Origin of the sequence: Armatimonas sp. (genome assembly GCF_043757465.1) — a bacterium.
Classification (GTDB): domain Bacteria; phylum Armatimonadota; class Armatimonadia; order Armatimonadales; family Armatimonadaceae; genus Armatimonas.
Genome location: NZ_JAYVPL010000055.1, coordinates 36462 through 58195 on the forward strand (window position 1 = coordinate 36462; position 21734 = coordinate 58195).

16 protein-coding genes are annotated in these 21734 nt (G+C 55.5%); 12 read left to right on the forward strand and 4 right to left on the reverse strand.

All coding sequences use genetic code 11. The features are described from left to right. Positions 1-16: 16 nt before the first annotated feature. Positions 17-1165 (forward strand): glycosyltransferase, encoded by a 1149-nt coding sequence (locus tag ACH2ED_RS07040; RefSeq protein ID WP_395089706.1) that lies wholly within the window; start codon positions 17-19, stop codon positions 1163-1165. Then, positions 1162-2289: a glycosyltransferase family 4 protein gene (locus tag ACH2ED_RS07045; RefSeq protein WP_395089707.1), complete on the forward strand. Its 1128-nt coding sequence runs from the start codon at positions 1162-1164 to the stop codon at positions 2287-2289. Before ACH2ED_RS07040 ends, ACH2ED_RS07045 begins: the two co-directional genes overlap by 4 nt. An 84-nt stretch (positions 2290-2373) precedes the next feature. Here the strand turns inward: ACH2ED_RS07045 and ACH2ED_RS07050 are convergent, their stop codons facing one another. Beyond that, entirely contained in the window at positions 2374-4650 is a 2277-nt protein-coding gene (locus tag ACH2ED_RS07050; protein ID WP_395089709.1) for a tyrosine-protein kinase family protein, read from the reverse strand. Between the two features lie 78 nt (positions 4651-4728). Here ACH2ED_RS07050 and larA point away from each other — a divergent pair, with 78 nt between their 5' ends. From larA to ACH2ED_RS07085, 7 genes are all read left to right on the forward strand, one after another. Next, positions 4729-6018 carry a nickel-dependent lactate racemase gene (gene larA / locus ACH2ED_RS07055; RefSeq protein WP_395089710.1) on the forward strand — a complete coding sequence of 430 codons (1290 nt, stop codon included), beginning with the start codon at positions 4729-4731 and terminating at the stop codon, positions 6016-6018. After that, positions 6015-7115: a glutamate 5-kinase gene (proB, locus tag ACH2ED_RS07060; RefSeq protein WP_395089711.1), complete on the forward strand. Its 1101-nt coding sequence runs from the start codon at positions 6015-6017 to the stop codon at positions 7113-7115. Before larA ends, proB begins: the two co-directional genes overlap by 4 nt. Further along, complete coding sequence (locus ACH2ED_RS07065; protein ID WP_395089713.1) at positions 7112-8299, forward strand: glutamate-5-semialdehyde dehydrogenase; 1188 nt, start codon at positions 7112-7114, stop codon at positions 8297-8299. Before proB ends, ACH2ED_RS07065 begins: the two co-directional genes overlap by 4 nt. Before the next feature lie 15 nt (positions 8300-8314). Further along, positions 8315-9676 (forward strand): adenylosuccinate lyase, encoded by a 1362-nt coding sequence (gene purB, locus ACH2ED_RS07070; protein ID WP_395089715.1) that lies wholly within the window; start codon positions 8315-8317, stop codon positions 9674-9676. Then, positions 9673-12168: a GH116 family glycosyl hydrolase gene (locus ACH2ED_RS07075; RefSeq protein WP_395089717.1), complete on the forward strand. Its 2496-nt coding sequence runs from the start codon at positions 9673-9675 to the stop codon at positions 12166-12168. The genes purB and ACH2ED_RS07075 overlap by 4 nt, the downstream gene beginning before the upstream one ends. A gap of 50 nt (positions 12169-12218) precedes the next feature. Further along, positions 12219-13271: a zinc-binding alcohol dehydrogenase gene (locus ACH2ED_RS07080; protein ID WP_395089719.1), complete on the forward strand. Its 1053-nt coding sequence runs from the start codon at positions 12219-12221 to the stop codon at positions 13269-13271. 176 nt (positions 13272-13447) lie between these two features. Next, a complete protein-coding gene (locus ACH2ED_RS07085; protein WP_395089721.1) occupies positions 13448-16495 on the forward strand; it encodes an ATP-binding protein in 3048 nt (1015 codons plus the stop codon). Here ACH2ED_RS07085 and ACH2ED_RS07090 read toward each other — a convergent pair. Next, positions 16478-16786, reverse strand: a complete 309-nt coding sequence (locus ACH2ED_RS07090; protein ID WP_395089723.1) for a hypothetical protein — start codon at positions 16784-16786, stop codon at positions 16478-16480. The two genes, ACH2ED_RS07085 and ACH2ED_RS07090, sit on opposite strands and share 18 nt — an antisense overlap. Positions 16787-17039: 253 nt before the next feature. Here ACH2ED_RS07090 and ACH2ED_RS07095 point away from each other — a divergent pair, with 253 nt between their 5' ends. The 3 genes from ACH2ED_RS07095 (at position 17040) to ACH2ED_RS07105 (ending at position 19473) form a co-directional block, all read left to right on the forward strand. Beyond that, positions 17040-17249, forward strand: coding sequence for a hypothetical protein (locus ACH2ED_RS07095; protein ID WP_395089725.1), 210 nt, complete (start codon positions 17040-17042; stop codon positions 17247-17249). Positions 17250-17318: 69 nt separating this feature from the next. Further along, positions 17319-18554: a glycosyltransferase family 4 protein gene (locus tag ACH2ED_RS07100; RefSeq protein ID WP_395089726.1), complete on the forward strand. Its 1236-nt coding sequence runs from the start codon at positions 17319-17321 to the stop codon at positions 18552-18554. A gap of 13 nt (positions 18555-18567) precedes the next feature. Then, positions 18568-19473, forward strand: coding sequence for an NAD-dependent epimerase/dehydratase family protein (locus ACH2ED_RS07105; RefSeq protein ID WP_395089727.1), 906 nt, complete (start codon positions 18568-18570; stop codon positions 19471-19473). A gap of 233 nt (positions 19474-19706) precedes the next feature. On the opposite strand, the gene ACH2ED_RS07110 is transcribed toward ACH2ED_RS07105, so the two are convergent. Together ACH2ED_RS07110 and ACH2ED_RS07115 are read right to left on the reverse strand one after the other, a co-directional pair. Continuing rightward, entirely contained in the window at positions 19707-20681 is a 975-nt protein-coding gene (locus tag ACH2ED_RS07110) for a glycosyltransferase family 2 protein (RefSeq protein WP_395089729.1), read from the reverse strand. A gap of 52 nt (positions 20682-20733) precedes the next feature. Beyond that, a complete protein-coding gene (locus ACH2ED_RS07115; RefSeq protein WP_395089731.1) occupies positions 20734-21672 on the reverse strand; it encodes a glycosyltransferase in 939 nt (312 codons plus the stop codon). Between the last annotated feature and the right edge of the window lie 62 nt (positions 21673-21734).

The following is a 21734-nucleotide window of genomic DNA, read 5'->3' on the forward strand; positions in this document are numbered from 1 at the left end:
AAAATCGAAGCCCAGGATGAAAAAACTGAAAATATTCGTTCATCGTGCTTCTGAGTGCCTGACAGATCACCTGTCACATGGGGAAGGACTTATCTGCTTCAGCCTTCTAAATGGTCTTGCCTCACGTGGACACCAGATTTTTGCCTTCACCAATCATGCGGATATCCGTCAAAAATCAGAGAATCTTACGGTATTTTCCTCATCACAAAAGGTCAGGATTAACTCCCTGGCTCCTTTTGAGTTGGACTTAAAGGCAGAGAAATGGCGGGATACTCTTCGTAAAGAGCATACATTTGATATTGAGTGGAGAATGTCCCCCTTTGATGCCGGTTGCCCTTTTTTCCGCCCGCTTTCCAGCTCTCAATCCGTCGTCGGCCCCATCTACTATGCTTGGCCAAATTCCGAAATGTCTCGTTCACGCATCGGTATTTTCAGCCCATCCCCTTTGTTACATCATTTTGGGCAGAAAAATTGGGATACTTCCCTACGAAACGCCGCACTGGCAATCTGCACAACTGAGCAACATTCGGCGCACATTCAGACAAAAAATGGTTGCCGTAAGATGTTATCGCTCCCTCTTATCGTCCATGCTCCTCCCCTGTCAGCACCATCAACTTTGCAGAAAACAAAAATGCGGCTGGTATTTGTGGGGCGTCTGGAAGGCCAAAAGAACCCTCAGCTGTTCTTAGAAATTTTAGCCACTCTCACCCAAGCGGGACTCTCGGTAGAAGGGATTATCATAGGAGAGGGTCCACTGCGCACAGAACTTGAGGCGCAGTCGGCAGCGCTAGGCTTGACCGAGAAGTTAACCTTCACAGGAAGAATCCCAAATACTATGGTCTACGAAACGGTGGCTTCGTGTGACTGGCTGATCTCAACCGCAGTGGGCGAACCCTACGGAAGAAATATTGCGGAGGCAATGTCTATGGGGGTGCCTACGATCTGCCATGCCTCTGGCGGGGCGAAGGATTTTCTTAGAGACAAAGTAGATGGATTGCTCGTTGAGGAAGCCTCGGCTAAGCTCTATGCCGAAAAACTACTGGCTTGTCTGGATCGCGCCGTACTCGCACAGAACGCACGCCACCGTGCCCTGACGGAGTGGAGTGAGGAAGCCGTTCTCGACAAGCTGGAAACTGCACTTTATGCGCTGGTGGAGAAGCCATGAAAATCGCCTGCTTTACGCAGTTCGCCTATGGCAAGAAACTAGGTGGCTCGAAGGTTCTGGTCGAGCTCAGGGAGGAGCTGAACCGACAAGGGCATGAAACCCAGGTTCTGACTCCCTTTGATTTTTTAGGTGAGACGGCGAATCACAAAACGCATGCGCTCGCCTATGCCCAGGAGATCCAGAAGTTTACTCACGATGAGAAAGCCAACTTCGATGTCTTTGATGTGGACTGTGCCTACCTGCAATTTGCCCGCCGTGATTACGCCACGAAACCGCTTTTGGTCTCGCGTTCTGTTCTCCTAACACTCTGGCTAGAGAGTGAGATCAAGATCCCAGAGCGCACGACGCTACGCTCACTCGCGGGAAAATTACTCAAGGGCCGCCAACGTCGGCAGGAATTGCAAGGACTTTTTGCCGCGATGCGCAATAGCTTTCGCGAGGCAGACCTGGTCAATCTTGCCAATACACGAGATAAAGAGCTTCTGGTGCGCGACGGTATTTCACCAGAGAAAATCCTTGTACAACCCTACGGAATTGATGCAAGCCGCCGTGCGCTCTTTGACGCACAGCCCATCCTGCCAGAGAATAGCTTTAGAGTTGCTTTTGTGGGCACTTACGACGAGCGCAAAGGCCGCTGTGAGTTCCCTCGGTTTGTCCGCGCCCTCGCGAAGAGCTTCCCACAAGTACGCGTTGTCCTACTGGGAACCTACAAAACGGAACTAGAGGTCAAGGCGGATTTCCCCCGCGACCTCGTCCACCATATTGAGGTACTCCCAGCCTTTGAACCCGAGCAGCTTCCCGCACTGCTCGCGGCCTGTACGGTAGGGATCTTCCCATCGCACCTGGAAGCCTTTGGCTTCGGGGTTCTAGAGATGCTGGCTGCGGGCCTCCCCGTCATCGCCTACAACTCGCCCGGACCTCCCGAGATGCTACCGCTCGAGTGGCTTGTTCCTCGGGGGGATTGGCAAGCAATGGCTGCCCGTGTTGTCGAGTTACTTACCCAGGAAGTCCCCGAGATGATGCGTCATAAGCAGCGGGCAAGGGAGCTATCCAGGCGCTTTAGCTGGCAGAACATCGCCCAGCAGACCGCACATTTCTATGAAGAAGCCCTTCAGCGGCGCTAGCAAGAAAAGGCCCCTCCTTTCCCAAATTGGGAGGAGGGGCTGGCGATGGATGGTCTGCCTATGCAAACGCGGTGGATGGTCTGCCTATGCAAACAGCGAGAGGCGGCTGCGCCAGCGGGCGTCGGTGAAGCCATCGTTGACGGGCTCACGGCGCAGCTCCAGCACGAGCTCCTGACCACCACGGGCCGGATAGAGGGTGGCCCGGGTGATCGTCCCTCCATCGGGGAGGTTTTGTGAGTCCAGCTTCACGACGGGCTGTTCATGGCCAGTGCCGGTGCGTACACTGATGCCAGCGCCATTGTGTACCACCACTTCCAGAGAGGGCTCGTGGGTGCTGCCCACAACCATCCGCATCCGAGTCGCATCAGGAGCGTCGGTGGAGACTGCCTCCAGAGCGATCCGAGGCTGATCTACCCCGCCCGTAGACGAGGGCGTGATGGCACGCATTCCCCGCATCGCATTCATGGCCATAGCCAGCTCAAGAGAGATAGGCGGGTAGCCCACCGCAGGAGCATTACTTGTCGCAGCGCGCATGGTCATCTCGCCGGGACCTGTCTGGAACATATCTATTTGCATATCAAGTGCCGCCCGGTTCGCCAGTGGGGCTAGGGACGTCGCAGCTGGAGTTGGAGGAGCCGTGATAACTGGCGCAAAGGTCTGTGCAGACGGGAATGCGGGAGCAGCAATGGGCTCGGGTGCAACAAAAACGGGTGCAGTCACCACAGCGACGGGTGGTGCAGGAGCCACCACGACCGGAGCGGCGGGCCAAGAAGGTGCGGGTGTGGGTGCATAACTCGCAGGAGCAACTGGGACGACGGCAATCGGCTCCACCACAACGGGCTGCACAACGGCAACCACGACCGGAGCGGGTTCAGGAGTGGGTAGTACCACTGGGGTCTCTACCGCCATAATAGGCACAGGGAAGGCCGGGATCACCGGCGCGGACTCGGCTTCACTCTCGTCGTTAAACACAGGTTCCTCCACTTCAGCAGCCAGAATCTCGGTAGCAGGTATCTCCTCTAAGACGGGAACCTCCGCTAACTCTTGAGATCCGTCTAATTCTTGAGCTTCTTCATACTCACTATTGCTCTCAACAAGAGTCAAAAGGGGTTTTTCGAGAGTGCTCTCCTGGGGCTCGTCTTGATTGGTATCAACACTCAGAAAGGGAATACCGATTGGAATCCCTGCTCCGCCCCCCACAAGCTCTCCCATAGGGAAGGTTATACCGGCAGGTGCATCCTCATGCGAGGATGTCTCAAACTGAGTTGGAGCCTCGAACATCGGGGGCAAAGGCATCGCAAAAGCAGTGGGCTCCGGAGCTTCCGCTACTTCTGGGGCCGCCGCACCATCGCGCCGACGCCAGCCCTGGAGAACCGCTTCAAGGTCCTCGACGCCGAAGCCACTTGCAGGCACGACGCTGTTGTCATCATCTTTTTTCAGTGCAGTCGCTACATTCATGGATATTCCATCCGCTTCGTTTTCAGATGCCGCAGAGTCGTCATTTGGCGCTGTGAACGGCATAACTTTGATAGGCTCTCCCAACGCAATAGGAGAAAGCACACCCTGGATTTCGGCATCTTCTTCAAGCTTCTGGAGGGTAATTTCTGGAAGCGCTACCGACATACTCTGTGGATAGTCACCCGATGTCATAAAGACCCCCCCTAAAACAGTAACCTGGTTGCGCTCCAGAATACCGAGTGCCTTACGTGCAGCGCCCACTTCCGTCTCCCCCAGGCCAACCGTAAAGAGCACCCCATCAACGTGGGTCAGGACATAGCGCCCCGGCTCGTCGCTCCGAACATGTGGGGTGTCGAAGATCACCAGATCCGCCAGGCGAGGAGCGATGGAGCGAATAAAGCGCTCTAAACGAGGAGAGCTAAATAGTTCCGCAGCGTTGTGCTGCTCCACATCGCCGATGGGCAAGAGGCGTACACCAGGCACGCTTGTGTCGAGGAGTACTTCCGAAGGGGAACTCACTGCGCCAGCGAGAAGATCCACCAGGCCAGGAGTAGATATCGCAAAATCTCCCCCAAAAATCCGATGGAGCTGGGGATTTCGCACTTCGGTATCCACAAGTAAGACACTGCGGCCCGCTCGTGCCGCAGCAATCGCAAGGTTCGCTGCCACAGCGGTGCGTCCCTCACGCTGTCGGGTTGATGTCACCGCAAGTGTCGTGCGCTGCGCCTCACCCGGTGCCACTCGCAGCAGGGTCTCCTGCAACAAATGGGTGTAGGCCGCCGCTAGCATCGCCGCTCCCTTTGTGGGGGGAGGCAGCTCCGCGAGCAGAGTTAGTCCAAGCTCCTTTTTTACTTTTTCAGCGCTCTCTAAACGCCGAGCGCGTATCCCTGGTATTCGCATCATTCCACAATCTCTGACTGGTATTATTGGCAGTAGTTCCGCAAAACTAGAACCGATGATTTTAGGCTACAATGCAAGGGCATGACAGTGACACTAGACTATGGCCGCAACGGACTGGTCGCCGAGCTTGCGGATCGCTTGGTGCACCATGTTCTGAGCCTTGCCCCTGCTCCCCCACTGAGTGCCCCAGCCCTAGCCATTCACACCGCTCTACTTGAGGCTGAGCTCCCCCGACTCGCTGAGGGGAAGCGGACGGCGTGTATCGTGATCTGTGATATCACGCGCCCCGTTCCCAATCAGCTTATCCTGACGGAGGTGCTTGCCTTACTCTCCCTTCCCCCCGCAAATATTTGCATTCTGATCGCCACGGGCACCCACCGCGCCAGTACGGAGGCAGAGAGACGGGAGATGCTTGGGGAGGTAATCCTCGCCAGTGGTGTCCACGTTCTAGACCACGACTGCGACGATCCTGAGACCAACCGTTTTATCGGCATGAGCCCGGGCAACCTGCCGATCTATCTGGATACGCGCTGGCTCGATGCCGAACTGAAACTCACGGTCGGGCTGATCGAGCCACACTTTATGGCGGGCTACTCCGGCGGGCGTAAGCTCGTGATGCCCGGTGTCGCGGGCCGAGAGACGATTCAGGCCTGGCACTCCCCGCAGTTTTTAGAGCACGACAACGCCCGCAACGGGGTGCTCGATGCGAACCCGGTGCACGAGGAAAATACGGCGATTGCCGCCTTCGCCCCCGCCGATCTGATCTGCGATGTCACTTTAGATGAGCAGCGGCGGGTCACGGGAATTTTTTGTGGCCACTGGATTCATGCATGGCGCCGTGGCACGGAGTTCGTCGCCATGCAAGCACGCCCCTTGATCCCGGAGCTAGTGGATGCCTGTGTCACAAGCGGCGGCGGCTATCCGCTCGATGCGACTTTCTATCAAGTGGTGAAGGGCATTGTCGGAGCCTACCCTATCGTCAAGCCCGGTGGCACTGTAATTATCGCCGCGCAGATGCAGGAGGGAGTCGGGAGCCCCCACTTCAAGGAGACTCTCGAAGCCCACGCGGACCTCGACGCGCTCGTTGCTCAGATGAGCACCCCTCACTGGACACCGCTGCCCGACCAGTGGCAGGTAGAGATGCTGGCCCGCGCCTGCCGCCACCATAAAGTTATCGTCGTCACGGAACCAACCCGCGCCGCTGAGCTGCGCCGCTGCCATGTGGACGCCGTCGGGAGTATGCAAGAAGCGCTAGCGCGTCTCTCTGAAACTGCCACAATCGCCGTTATCCCCAAAGGCCCCTATGTCATCCCTGCGGTAAAATCACATGAGATGGAAATTGTAACAAGGCGAGACCTATTCCCAGCTTGACGCAGAAGCGAATCGTGGTCAAGCTGGGAACCTCTACCCTAACAGGCGGAGGAACACAGCTCTCACGACGGGCGATGCTAGGCATTGCAGCCCAGACAGCGGAGCTTCTGGAGGAGGGCCACCAGGTCACGCTCGTCTCCTCCGGGGCGATGGCGGCGGGTCGCGAGGCACTTGGTTTTACAAAACTCCCCCCGCACCTCGCGGGCAAGCAGATGCTAGCCGCAATCGGACAGCCCCGACTCATGCAGCTCTGGGCGGAGCTCTTTGGCATCTACGAGCGGACGGTGGGCCAGGTGCTTCTCACACGCGGCGATCTGTCGCGCCGCAGTGGCTACCTCAACGCTCGTGACGCGCTCGATGCCCTGCTCGCCGCCGGTGTCGTGCCCGTTATCAACGAGAATGATACGGTCGCCACGGACGAGATCCGGGTCGGGGATAACGACAATCTCTCAGCTCTAGTGGCTAATCTCCTCGATGCGGACCTACTGGTGATCCTCTCGGACATCTCCGGGCTCTACACGTCCGACCCGCGCAGTGCACCTGATGCCCGGCTTCTCTCCGTGGTTGAGCGCCTTGATGAGAGCCACTTTGCGATGGCGGGCGGGAGTGGCACCACGCTGGGAACCGGGGGAATGTTTACCAAACTCCAGGCGGCGCAGCTTGCGGGCCAGAGCGGTACCACCACGATTATCGCCCCCGGCAGCGATGCCACGATCCTACAGCGCCTAGTGGCGGGCGAACCTCTAGGAACCACAATCCTGCCGTCGGCGACCCGACGGGAGAGCCGCGAGCGCTGGCTCCTGGCGGAGCGCCCTCAGGGCACGCTCACGGTGGACACGGGCGCGGTGCGGCGGCTCAAGCAGGGGGGTGCAAGCCTCCTCCCCGTGGGCATCACGCGGCTTGAGGGCACCTTCGAGCGCGGCGACGCGGTTCAGGTCCTCGGGCCGGGCGGCACCCCAATTGCGATCGGTCTGAGCGCCTACAGCAGGGACGAACTCGCGCACCTGATGGGGTTCTCGTCGCGCCAGATCCTGCACCGCCTGGGCTATACCTGTGGCGATGAGGCCGTGCACCGCGATAATCTGGTACTGCTATGACCGTTGACTTGAACGCCCTCGGAGTGGCGGCAAAGGCCGCGTCCCGTGCTCTTGCCCAGAAGACCACCGTCGAGAAAAACGCACTCCTGCTCGCCCTGGCCGATGCGGTAGATGCCAACGCGGAAGCCATTCTCGCCGCCAACGCCTCGGACCTGGAGGCGGCAAAAGCAAGCGGCACGTCCGACGCGCTTTTAGACCGCCTGATGCTCTCCGAGGCGCGGCTGACCGCGATCACCAACGATGTCCGCGCCGTCGCCACGCTCCCTGATCCCGTCGGCGATAGTTTTAACGAAAAAGTGCTCCCAAGTGGCCTGAAACTCCATCAGCGGCGCGTTCCGCTGGGCGTGCTGGGCGTGATCTACGAAGCGCGGCCCAATGTGACAGTAGATATTGCGAGCCTGGCGCTCAAGACCGGCAATGCCGTGATACTGCGCGGCGGCTCGGAGACCCTGCGAACCAACAGGGCACTGGTTGCCGCTATGCAGAGCGTGCTGCCCGCACACGCCGTCCAGCTTATCGCCAGCCCAGATCGCACCCTAGTAAGCGAGCTTTTGCAACTGCACCAGTACGTGGACATGATTATTCCGCGCGGCGGCGCGGGACTCCACGACTTCTGCCGCAAGAATAGCACGATTCCCGTGATTATCGGCGGTATCGGTGTCTGCCATTTATTCGTGGATGAGAGCGCGAACCAGGAGAAAGCCCTCCTCGTGATCGTCAATGCCAAGTGCCGCCGCCCCAGTGTCTGCAACTCACTGGACACGCTTCTGGTTCACGAGGCCATTGCCGCAGAGTTCTTGCCTAAAGTTCATGCCGCGTTGGAGCCGCTCGGGGTGCGCTTTGTGGACGACGAGTTCGATACCGAGTGGATGAGCCTGACACTGGGAATAAAAGTAGTCTCTGGCCTCGACGAGGCCATCGCCCATATCCAAACGCACTCATCACAGCACACCGACGGCATCCTCACGCAGAACGACGGTAACGCAGCCCAATTTATCGCGGAGATAGACTCCGCCGCCGTCTTTGTGAACTGCTCAACGGGCTTCAACGACGGCGGGCAGTTCGGCCTCGGGGCGGAAGTCGCTATCTCCACCCAGAAGCTCCACGCACGCGGCCCGATGGGCCTGGAAGCCCTCACCACCTACAAGTGGGTCGGCAGCGGCGACTATCTGCTCCGAAAGTGATAAAATCGGAGCGTTATGTCCCTAACCTCCATCTCCCCGCTCGATGGGCGCTACGCCGCCCAGACCCGCCCCCTCGCCGATTTCGTCTCCGAGTTCGCGCTGATCAAGTACCGTGTGACGGTCGAGATTCGCTGGCTGATTCAGCTCTCCAAAGAGCCTGAGATTACCGATGTCCGGGCATTCACGACGGCAGAAATTGCCTTGCTGGAGAATCTCATCCAAAGCTTCTCCGTGGATGATGCGACTCTGGTAAAAGATATCGAGCGCACTACCAACCACGATGTAAAAGCCGTGGAGTACTTCCTCAAGGAGCGCCTGCAAGGCAGCAGTCTGGCCGATGTTCTGGAGTGGGTGCATTTTGCGTGTACATCGGAGGATATCAATAATCTTTCCCATGCCCTGATGCTCAAGAATGGCCTGGAGCAGGTGCTGCTTCCCAAGATCCACGAGCTGATCGAGACCATCGCCGATTTTGCACGCCCCTACGCCGCGACCCCCCTGCTCTCACGTACCCACGGCCAGCCCGCGTCGCCGAGCACGCTGGGCAAAGAACTGGCCGTCTTTGTGCACCGCTGGCGGCGTCAGGAAAAGCAGCTCGCAGCGCAGGAGTACCTCGGCAAGCTCAACGGGGCGGTGGGCTGCTTCAACGCCCATCTCTGCGCCTACCCAAGCGCCGACTGGCCCGCGCTGGCTCAACGTTTTGTGGAGAGCCTCGGCCTGGTCTACAACCCCCTCACCACACAGATCGAGTCGCACGACTACATGGCCGAGCTGTTTCATACGCTCACGCGCTTCAATACTATATTGCTGGACTTTGACCGGGATGTCTGGACCTATATCGCCCTGGGTGTCTTTCTGCAAAAGGCTGTCAAGGGGGAAGTGGGCTCGTCTACGATGCCCCATAAAGTCAATCCGATTGATTTTGAGAACTCCGAGGCCAATGTGGGAATCGCCAATGCGCTCTTTGAGCACCTAGCCAGCAAGCTCGCCGTCTCCCGGCTCCAGCGCGATCTCTCCGACTCGTCGGCGATTCGCAGCATGGGCACGGGGCTGGCGCACACACTAATCGCGATCACGGCGACACTGCGCGGCCTGCGCAAGCTCTCCGTGGACGAGGCGCGTCTTGCTGCCGACCTGAATGCCAACTGGGAAGTGCTGGCCGAGCCCATCCAGACCGTCATGCGAAAAGCAGGGCTACCCAATCCCTACGAGCGTCTCAAAGAGCTCACCCGGGGCGCAAGGATCACTCCAGAGGGCCTCGCCGCGTTTGTGGAGAGCCTGGAGCTCCCCGACGCGGACAAAAAACGCCTGGCCGCACTCACCCCCGGCACCTACATTGGGGTGGCGGAAAAACTTGCAAAGGAAACTCTAGGATGATCTACGAAGGAGCGAAGCTGCTCCAAATTGCCATGCCGATGGGTGGGATCGGGGCGGGCACGGTCTGCCTGAACGGCCACGGCGGCCTACAGGACTTCTCGATCCGCCATAAGCCGACGATCACCGCCCTCCCTGACGGCCACGGCTACTACGACGGTGCATTTGCCCTGCTGCATATCAAGGGCGAAAAACCTATCACGCGCCTCGTCGAGGGGCCGCTTCCGCCTGAGAAACTCTACGACCAGGGCCTCCAGGCGCAGGGCTATAGAAAAGGTGGCCACGAAGGCATGCCGCGCTTTGCGGAGTGCTCTTTCGAGAGCCGTTACCCGTTTGGCACCGTCAAGCTCTCAGACCCAAAAATTCCCGTCACTGTCGAGCTCACCGGCTGGAGTCCACTAGTTCCGGGTGATGAAAAAGCCTCGGGGATTCCGGCAGTCCTTCTCGAATACCGCCTGACCAATACCAGCGACAAGCCTATTTCGGCAGAACTCTCTTTTCACTGGGCACACCCCGTGCAGGGCAAGAGTGGCGAAAAAGGCACGCGGAACCGGCTCCTCAAAAACGGCCAAGGTGCCTACTTCACCAACACGGATGATCCCGCAAGCGAGACTTTTGGAAGTGCTGCGCTGATGATATTGGATAAGCCTGTTTGTTGTAAAGCGATGTGGCTTCGTGGCGGCTGGTTCGACTCGCTCTCGGCGCTCTGGCGAGAAGTGGAGTCAGGACAGTTCAAACAGAACGATGGTAGCGCCAGCGAGCGCGGCTTGGAGGGACGCAATGGTGGCTCTATCCTGGTGGACCTGGAGCTGGCACCAGGCGAGATAGGAGCTTTCTCGGTTGCTCTTGTCTGGCACTTCCCCAATGTCGGGTGGGGCATGGGAGGCACTGAAAAACAATGGAAGCCGTGGTACGCAACGCAGTGGAGCGATGCTGAAACAGTTGCGCAGTACCTTGCGGAACATGAGCATACACTCTCGCGGCGAACGCTAAATTTTGCCGATGCACTCCATAGCTCCACACTTCCCCCCACGGTTATAGATGCCATTGCATCGAATCTCGCCATTCTAAAATCACCGACAGTGCTGCGGCAGGCGAGCGGCAATCTCTGGGGCTGGGAGGGCTGTTTCACCCAGAGCGGCTGTTGCCACGGCACCTGCACCCATGTCTGGAACTACGCTCAGGCGCTGCCGCATCTTTTTCCGGCGCTGGAGCGGACACTTCGGGAGCAAGAATACCTGCGTTCGATGGACGGACGGGGGCATGTCAACTTCCGCGCCGCTCTCCCCGATGCCCCCACAAGCCACGACTACCACGCCGCATCGGATGGCCAGCTCGGCGGCATTCTCAAGCTCTGGCGCGAGTGGCAGATCTCCGGCGACACGGAGTGGCTGGCACGGCTCTATCCCCTCGCCAAGTGTAGCCTCGACTTCTGCATAGCGGCCTGGGACCCGCAGCGGCGTGGGGTATTAACCGAGCCGCACCACAACACCTACGATATTGAGTTCTGGGGCGCGGAGGGGATGTGCACCAGCATCTACCTTGGAGCCCTCAGCGCCCTGGCCGAGCTCGCCAACGCACTCCAAAAGCCCGACGACGCCAGTGGCTACCAGGCGCTGGCTCAGAGCGGCGCGGCGTTTCTGGACGCCGAACTCTTCAACGGCGAGTTTTACCCACAAACTGTCCAGTGGGAGGGCCTGCGCGACACGAGTTTCTCCGAGAGCCTGACACCGTTTGAGGACGGCGACGAGTGGGGCGATCTCTTAAAGCGCGAGGGGCCGAAGTACCAATACGGCACCGGCTGCCTCTCGGATGGTGTGATCGGCGCGTGGATGGCGAGCCTCTACGGCGTCGAGACGCCGCTCCGCAAAGAAAATATCGCCTCGCACCTCAAGGCGGTTTTCGCGCACAACTTCAAGCCCGATCTTTTTGAGCACGCTTGCCTCCAGCGCCCCAGCTACGCGCTGGGCCACGAGGCGGGGTTGCTGCTCTGCACCTGGCCCCACGGCGGAAAGCCCACGCTTCCCTTTGTCTACTCCGATGAGGTCTGGACGGGCATTGAGTACCAAGTGGCGTCCCACTGCATTCTGGAAGGCCTGGCTGAGGAAGGCTTGCAAATCGTCGAAGCCGTCCGCAGCCGCTACGAAGGGCATGTCCGCAACCCCTTCAACGAGTACGAGTGCGGCAGCTATTACGCACGCGCCATGGCGAGCTACGCTTTGCTCCAAGCCTGCACGGGCTTTCGCTACTCCGCCGTCACCAAGACCCTGGAATTCGGCCCACGTATTCCCGTCGAAGGCGTATTCAAGAGCTTCTTCGCCGCCGCCACAGGCTTTGGCACCATCACACTCAACAAGAGCACGCTTACAGTAACAATGGCCGAAGGCGAACTAGAAATAAACCAGACGCTCCTCTACCATAAACAAATCGGCTCCGGCACCGCGCGCATCGGACAGCCTCTTATCTTCCCCGTCCGCGAGGACGACCAGCGCTAGCCCTCAGCGAGAGTAACTTGTTGCCTCGAACCAAAATCCAAGGAAATCAAATGCCAAGAAGAATTGTCACCGAGGACGGATCGCGCTTCTGGATTACGCAGTACGAGCTGCCGATTCTGGAAGCCAACGAAGTGCAAATCAAAGTGCAGCTCGCCGCGCCCAAGCATGGCACGGAGGCGCAGTTGATCCTGGGCAATGCTTTTAGCACCAAGCAATGGAACCCGGAGATGCGGCTCTTTCTGCCACGCCCGGAAACACAAGAAACGCCGTCTGCTACTCCCCTTACTCCGCGCGGGATCGGCAATATGATTGTCGGCGAAGTGATAGAAACCGGCTCCGACGTGACGCGTTTTACAGTTGGAGACCGTGTTTTCGGCTACGGCCAGGTGCGTGAGCTGCTGAATATCCCCGAGGACAAGCTCTATCCACTGGGCGCACTCACGGAGTCTGACGCGGTCTGCTGTGACCCGGCGCATGTCGCCTTTGTAGCGGTGCGCGATGGCAATATTCGAGTGGGTGATGATGTGGCGGTCTTTGGGCTGGGAGCGATCGGGCTACTCGCGGTGCAGATCGCCAGGGCAGGAGGGGCGCGTCGTGTCTTTGCGATAGATCCTCTCGCGCTCCGTCGGGAGCACGCCTTGGCCCACGGTGCTACCGAGGTTTTCGATCCCCTCACTTGCGACGCGGCGCTTCAGATCAAGCTCGGCACGGAGAAGCTCGGCGTGGACGTTTCTATCGAGACATCGGGCAACGGCAAGGCGCTCAACGATGCGATTCGCTGTGTGCGGCAGTGCGGCATAGTGGTTCATGTGCCGTGGGGTCCCAAAGACGCCAGCGCGCTAAAACTAGGCGAGGAGTTTCACCACAACCGTCCGACCATTGTCGGAAGCCAAGCCTGGGTCGGCTGGGGCAATGCGGATCGCTCCCACCCGCTCTGGGATCACGAGCGCGCCTACGCAGCCACGATCCAGCTTTTTAGAGATCGCAAGCTCACCGGCGAGGGAATTGTCACCCCGATTGTTGCCTTCGAAGATGCCCCAGAGATTCTGCCGACGATCTTCACCGCCCCTGAAAAATCCATCAAGATCGGCGTTCGTCTCTAAAAAATGGGCGGCGGGTTTCTGCGAGAGGAACACCCCGCCGCCAGTGATCTCACGCTCTCCTCAGTGAAGACGTCGTTATTTTCCGCCGAACAGTCAGAGTATCTCACGAAGACTGTTACCAGAGGCGTTACCAATGAGGCAGGATTTTCGTTACTCGTGTTGAATTGTTACGACGCATGGATCTGACACTGCGACTCTTTGGCAGTATGGAGCTACTCTACCAAGATGCCCCCCTCCCCCCTGGGCCACGCCGCCACACAGGGGAGCGTCTTTTGGGGCTCCTGGCGTTGCGTGGGCCTCAGCCACGTGCACGACTGGCAGCGACACTCTGGCCAGAAGGGGCAGAAGAGAGAAGCCAGTTTTATCTGCGCCGCACGTTGATGGAGCTACGGCAACGTCTGGGTGAGGCAGCCTCGACGCTCGCGGAATCCTCTGAGAGTCCTCGGAGCCTGAGTCTAAGGCTTCCTCCCGCGAGCTGCGATCTCTGGCGCTTTGAGCAGGCTCTCAAAGCGGGGGATGATCTCACGGCGGTGAGCCTCTACCGAGGCCCCCTCCTCGATGGCTGGGACGACGACTGGGTTCTTACCGCCCGTACCCAGTACCAGCAGCAGTTTCTTGGCGCACTAGAACGGCTTGCAATGCGGGCACAGACCTCGCAAGAAGCGATTGCCCAGCTCCAGCGACTTGTCGCACTGGATCCCACCCGCGAGTCCGCCTGGCGTGCTCTGATGCAAGCACTGGCAGACCAAGGAGACCCCGCCGCTCTGGTACAAGCCTACCGTGAGCTGCGCGTCTGGCTACGCCGCGAGGTACGTCTGGAACCCTCACCCGAAACTCTGGCCTGCTACCAGCGGCTGCGCTCGGAGGCAAGGCGCAAGAGTGTGCCTGCCGTTGCCCCAACACTGGGCACCCTGCCCTACCGCTTACCTCTGTCTCCGACCCCGCTTGTCGGACGGGAGACAGCACTCTCAGAAATCCACACCCGTCTGGAAGCAACCCGTCTCCTCACTCTAGTGGGGATGGGGGGTGTGGGTAAGACCCGCCTTGCACTGGCAACCCTAGAGGCTCGCCAGCTCGATCCCAAGTTTACCGATGGCGTTGCTTGGATCGAGCTAGCGGGCCTCAGCGATCCTGCGCTTCTTTGCACCCGTGTGGCAAGTAGCCTGGGCATCCCAGAAACAACCGAGCTGACACAGGCCATCGGCCAGCGCCACATGCTCCTCGGGCTGGACAACTGTGAACACCTCCTCGATGCCGTCGCAAACCTGGTAGACACGCTCCTGAGCACCTGCCCCAACCTCGTTCTGCTTACCACCAGTCGCGAGCCGCTCGGCTTGGCAAGTGAGGCCCTCTGGCGTGTCCCCACTCTCTCCAGCACCGCAGCACTTCAGCTCTTTGAGGCCCGTGCTCAAAAAGTGGCCACGACCTGGACCCTCACCGAGAATAACACTTCCCTGGTGCACCAGCTCTGTACTCGACTGGATGATCTGCCTTTGGCAATCGAGCTGGCCGCCGCACGCATCGCGACCCTCCCCCTTGAGGAGCTTGTCCGGCGCGTGGATGCTCGCTTCGATCTGCTTACGGGAGGAAATCGCTCCGCCCTTCGTCGGCAGCAGACTCTCCGTGCAACCATGGACTGGAGCTGGGCACTCCTGACTTCTGAGGAACAAGAGGCACTGCGCCAGCTTGCCATCTTCCCCAGTCCGTTCTCACTAGAAATCAGCGAGGCGGCATGCCCCGATAGCCTGATCTTGCTTCCCTCTCTCGTCGAAAAATCACTGATTGCCTTTACCCAGGAGATGGGGCAGTACCGCCTTCTCGAAACGGTACGTGAGTATGTCATGGAGCAGGGCCTAGGCGAATCGGGTCGCACCGCACGCCAGGGCTACCTGCGCTATGCCTGCCAAAAAGTGGAGAAGGGAGCAAAGAACCACTCATTGCCCTCAGAGCGTCGGCTCTGGTACGATACCCTAGAAGCGACCTATGATAATCTCCGGCTGGCCCTGGAAAATGCCCTGGAAACCTCGCTCTCACAAGCCCTCCACCTCGCCGCGAATCTCTGGCCGTTCTGGTGGGAACGGGGCTACTGGCATGAAGGCCTTCGCACTCTGCAAGCCGTTTTAGAGACCAACGCGGACAAGAAACTCGAGCTATGGGTTCGTGCGCAGCTGGGAGCAGGGGTACTCTCCTACGAAACAGGCAAATACACCGAGGCACATCAGTATCTAACGGAAGCGCATAAACTCGCTCGGCTTACCAACGATCCCTGGACAGAGGGGGAAGCCCTACGAATACAGGGGCTGGTGCGCTGGAATGAGGGACACCCCGAGGAGGCACGCACCCTCTATCACCAAAGCCAGACGTGCTTCCAGCAGAGTGGGAATGTAGCTGGCCAAGCGGGTGTTCTAGCCAGCCTAGGGCACCTGACCTGGAACCTAGGGAATCTTGAGCAGTCAATGGAGTACAACCTCCAGAGCCGTAGTCTGTACCAATCTTTGGGGGATGAAGTCGGACTAGCGGAGACAAGCGCCCAGCTCGGCCTGATCGCTCGCAGCCAGAGTGACTACAAACGCGCACGGACTTTTTTCGAAGAGGCACTGACGCTTCGGCGAAAACTCGGGCTCCGCAGCGGGATCGTCACCGTACTGCACCACCTGGGTGTTCTGGCCTACCTGGAGCACCGCTACGACGATGCACAGACGCGTCTTCACGAGAGCGTCTCTCTCTGGCGTGTGCTCGGCGACCCGGGCTGGCTCGCGCTCTCTCTCTACTATCTCGGGTTGGTTCAGCGCGCACAACGCACTTGGTCTGAGGCGATTATCTCACTCACCGAGGCCCTGCTCCTACGGCGGCATCAGGGAGCGAAGCGCTCTATCGCAGGGCTCCAGTATGCACTAGGCACGATCTGGCTCGAACAAGGACGCTACGAAGACGCCCACCTAGCACTCCAAGAAAGTACCCAGCTGCGTCATGAGATTGGGTTACCAGTCTTCTGTGGAGAAGCGCTGGATGCCCTGGCCTGCCTACACGCACGCCAAGGCGATTTTATCCGCGCAACTGCGCATCTTGCCTGCGCCGCAGCCCTCCGCAAAGGCCACGAAGAAGTCGAAGAAGAACACCCCTACCGCGACGAAGCCATGACTAAAACGTCAGAGACTCTCTCTGCCGAAGAGTGGCAGCGCCTCTGGCAGAAAAACACGTCACTCTCACCTCTTAGCCTCTGATGTTTCCTCACTATCAAACCATGCTGCCGTGCGACGGAGACCTTCATCGAGATCAAACTGTGGCCCATAGCCTAGAGTTTTAAGCCGCTCAATGGCAACCTCCCAGCGCTGAGCATCCCCTACCCAGGAGGAGCCCGTGTAGGACAGAGTTGTCTGACCCGCAAGCCCACGCACCGCGATGAGCTGCTGTGTCTTCGCGTGTAGACTTAATTGTGCCCTTGGAGGGAACCAGTGGGCCGTTTCGTCGAGGGGAGTCTGAGATGTCGAAGTGGAGGGGGAATTATGTGGCACTTGGGTTACAGTGGGATCGCTGTGCCAACATGGCAGAAATTACTTCGAGAATCGGAGCGCCCAATGCCTCCCTCTACGACACTGACTATCAGCACCGTTTTCATAGCAAAATTAGTCCAAACGCACGGGCATTCAGTTTTGTCACAGTGACCACCAAAACACCAGATGCCGGAAATCTTGTCGAGGGGCGGTTGCCGCCTCGGCCTGCCCGGAACGGTTTTGTAGAAGATAACTGAATGGCCGTAGTCCAAACGTGAATTTAGAGGAGGTTTATCAGAGGAAGCGGATTCACTCCAAGCGTGGCTATCTTCCTCCCGCCGTCTTCGAGGAGCGCTGGCTTGCGGCGCGAACTTCAGAGGTGCTTTTAAGTGGTGGTGACCAGACGCTTAGTGCGTCGTCGCTGCCCTTGCCTATGGCGAAAATCGCCTTGCCGATCCAGGGTAAAAATGTTAGAATCTCGTAGTCCAAAAACTGTCCAGACAAACGTCAGGATTACATTACAAAATTCACGTCAGGTCTCGTTTAATTCACGATGAAAATCCTTTTAATAACTCAGAACTACCTCCCATGTATCGGCGGTATTGAGATGCAAACCCGTCAAACAGCACAGGAGTACTGTAAAAGAGGTCATGATACTAGCATTGCAGCAATGAACTTCGCGGCTTATCGCGGCCATCCACGCCTGAGTATACTTCACTCCTCTCTCATGGCGCCAAAATTTTCCGATAGCAAAGATGGAGATATTCAAATCCACTCTCTTTCTCCGAAAAATACCGTTGAAAAGCTGAAATTATTACCATTAGCTCTCCGTATACTCCCAACACCAACACCAAAAATCTATTATTCACTTCATAAATTTTGTTTTCCGGCCTATAAATCTCTTGTAGGGCCTCGTCTTGCCAAACTGATGGAATGTGTAGATGTTGTCCATAGCCTCGCGGCGGACTACATTGCCTGGACAGCAGAGCAAGAAGCCAGAAAGAGGCACATTCCCTTTGTTTGTACTCCTTTTGTCCACCCTAATCAGTGGGGAGATGACCCAGAAAACGTTAGTTTTTATAAAAAGTGTGATGCTGTTATTGGACTTCTTACCACGGATACTGGGTATCTGGAAACTCTGGGGGTCTCCCCACAAAAACTCCATGTCATCAGCAACGCGCCTGATCTGCCCGAAACCGTAGATGGGCCTGGTTTCCGTGAACGCCATCAGTTTGGCAACCTCCCTATCGTGCTTTACGTCGGGCGAATGATGCCCCAAAAAGGGGCCAAGGCCATCGTGGAGGCAGCCCCGAAGATATGGGAGAAAGTTCCAGACGCACAGATTGTCTTCATTGGGCCGGGTAGCCCTGATGAACTTGCTATTTTTGAGGGTGCTGATAAAAGACTCCACTATCTAGGTAAGGTTAGTGCTCAAGAAAAAGGGGATGCCCTTGCTGCCTGTGACATATTCTGTATGCCCTCTCTCAGTGAGATCCTGCCCACGGTCTATCTAGAGGCATGGTGCCTCGGAAAACCTGTTATCGGCGGAATGGCGCACGGCCTCCCAGAACTTGTCGAGGGTAATAACGGCGGCCTCTGCGTCGAACAAACATCAGATGCGGTCGCAAATGCTCTGTTACTCCTCCTCGAAAACCAAACACTGCGGGAAAAATTTGGAGAGGGAGGAAGAGCTGCTGTAGAGGCCAGACATTCCAACGCAGTAGTCGTAGATAAGCTTCTGAATCTCTATTCGTCTCTCATAAAATCTAATCAATCGAAAAAGGCTTAAGTGCGGAAGCAGTATGAAAATTCTAGTCACGGGTGGAGCGGGTTTCATTGGAAGTGCGGTCGTTCAAAAATTTCAGAGCGAAGACCATGATGTTGCAATCATAGATGATCTTTCCTTTGGAAATCGAGAGTTTGTCACCGTTACCCAAGATAACTTCTATGAGTGTGATATTCTTGACAGCCAGAGAGTCGATGAGGTATTTCATCACTACCATCCCGAGGTTGTTATTCACCTTGCAGCGGTTCACTTCATTCCGTGGTGTAATAAACACCCTTACGAGTCCAGCCAGATCAATATAACAGGAACTATAAATATTCTCAGAGCGTGTGATATCCATCAGGTCAAAAAAGTAATTTTTGCTTCCACTGCTGCAGTTTATCCCATCAATGAGGAAGCAACCAATGAGTTCTTCCCAGTGGGGCCTATGGATATCTATGGACTCAGTAAACTTGTTGGAGAACATCTTTGCAATGAGTTTCATCTCAGGACTAGCACTCCCGTTGTAATCTGTCGGTTCTTCAATGCCTTTGGCCCCAATGAGACCAATCCACACCTGATACCTGAGATTCAAAAACAAGTAAACTCGGGTCTCCGAAAAATAAAGCTTGGTAATACCGAACCCAAAAGAGATTTCATTCATACTTCTGACATTTCCAATGCCATCTTCATGCTTGTGCTCACTCACTTATCTGGTATTGAAACTTATAATATTGGCCAAGGCGTGGAGTACTCTGTGGTTGATATTGTAGAATCGTTTTCACGAGTTATAGGTGAACCTATTGAGATTGAAACTGATCCAGAGCGGGTTCGCAAAGTGGAGCGCATGCACCTTCTAGCAGATACTACCAAGCTACGAAGCCTAGGCTGGAAACCGTTGATTGATATCGATAGTGGAATTAAGACTCTCGTGACGCTTTGAGAACTGTACTGTTAAAACCGGGGCAAACATGGCTCTCCCGCTCTTTTAGTGAAGACGGATCAGCCTTCTATTTCTCCTAGAGCGTGTTATAAACTCCATTGTGGTGTCCCGAGCAATTTCCGCAACATAAGGCAGGCAAACACCACAAAATGCAAACCTACGACGGTCGAAGCAAAGCGTTCATAATCGCGAACCTAAGTACAGGATAAAAACTTGCGAGATAAGCAGGATATTTACGTTTTAGTCTTCCTTCGATACCTGCAATAATGCCTCAACCAACGACGAATGCCTCCACCCCAGAAGTGAAAAGCCTTTAGAAAATGCCGCTCTTTCCAAAGGCTAGCAGCTTGAGAAAATCCTTGATAGGCAACAATCATCGTCTGATAATTAAATAATGCCTCATCCAAACGTGATTGCTGTTCAGGAGAGAATCCCTTTAATCCCGTCCATTTCTCTATAAGTCTAGCCCTTTGCCCTTCTAAATAATTGAATCTTTCTTCATCGGGATTATCTGCCGTATTCTGGCTGGAATGACGGCGATATGATACAAGTTTATCAGGCAAGTAATGTATTTCCGACCGGATAGCCATATGAAGAAAAACATCAGAGTCTTCGTACGGCTGACCAAAATTTTCATCAAACCCTGGAGTTTGTTCGTAAATATCACGGCGAAAGATCGAAATGCTAGGAATAATCCCTGCGTTTCCTAATATCGCTTCAACTGTTGTCTTTACGTCAGTACAAGGCATCTCATAAACGTTACCATTTACCACTTCCAAGCGAGGAAGTCCCGAAATATATTCATATTGCGTTGGGGTGAATACTCCATCATCTCCAATAACATGATGCCCTGTATGCACCATTCCGACCTCTGGATGAGCATCAAGATAACGAGTAACTACTTGAAAAAGCTGTGGATCGACAACATCATCTGCGTCTAGAAAATAAACATAGTCAGATGGATTTTTCAAATATTTAAAGCCAGTATTCCGCGCTTTAGCTACTCCACCATTTGATTGAGACACAACCTGAATGCGTAAATCTCGTGCCGCATAAGCTTCAGCCAAAGATTTCGACCCATCCGTGCTTCCATCGTCTACGATTACATATTCCCAATCTGTGAATTCTTGACGCAATACACTTTCAATCAATGCCCCTAGAAAACGCTCCGCATTATAGCAAGGCGTCACGATACTTATCTTCGGCATAGAAAAAAGCCCCAGATTATTTCGATAAAAAAAACAACATTTAAATCTACTTTCATTTTTTCACTAACCCCTTATAATCATATTTCCGACTCACATTACGATTAGTATTAAAATAATTTCGATATCCTTTATTATGATAATAATAAAATTCAGATTCAGAAATCCCTTCTCGAGTATTCACCCTCCATCCTTGCCGTATAGATCTTAATTTCATCCGTAAATACTCAAATAATATTTTTTTTCCTGCATAGTCTTTATGAAACCAATTATAGTCAATATATGCTTGAGTCATCCCAGCATTATAAGCACGCTTCAACCAAGACTTATGCAGCAACCTATCAACTTGAAAATGATGTTCGACTACAGCACTTTCACAAAACTGAATTCGAAAGCCAGCTTCGATTAATTGGAGTGAAAGTAAAGTATCATCACCAAACCCCAATTTACCTGGCCCAGTATCGACATCAAAACCAGGAATAATATCTAATATGATCCTCTTAAATGCCATATTTGCACCGATCATATATTTAGGATTATATTTATCTATCCAAACCGTCTCAGCAAGGCATGCACGATGAAGATTTGTCATCCATGCACGCTCCAAACAGGATGCAATAATAATTTCGCCTACACAAGCATCAGTCGTATTCTCTCTAATTGAAAAAGTCAACTCCTGCAACCAATCACTTTCAAAACGAACATCATCATCAGTAAAAACGAGAATATCCCCTTTAGATGCTGCTATGCCTATATTAAGGGCACCACATTTACCAGGCACAGGTTCGTAAATATATTTATAGATAAAATTAGAAAACCCCCAGTCTCTTGCCTTATGTGTATTGTCTGTACTCCCATTATCAACAATAACTAATTCCACAAAATCAAATAAACTGGTATCAACATCCCGCAACGATTCTGCCGTTACAACCAAATCATCATAACGATTCTGCGTTACAATTACAATTGACGCACTATTCACCACCGCACCCACTTAATTCTAATAAAAACATCATCATTTTATCCCATCACATAACTCCCTGATTGAACTTATGT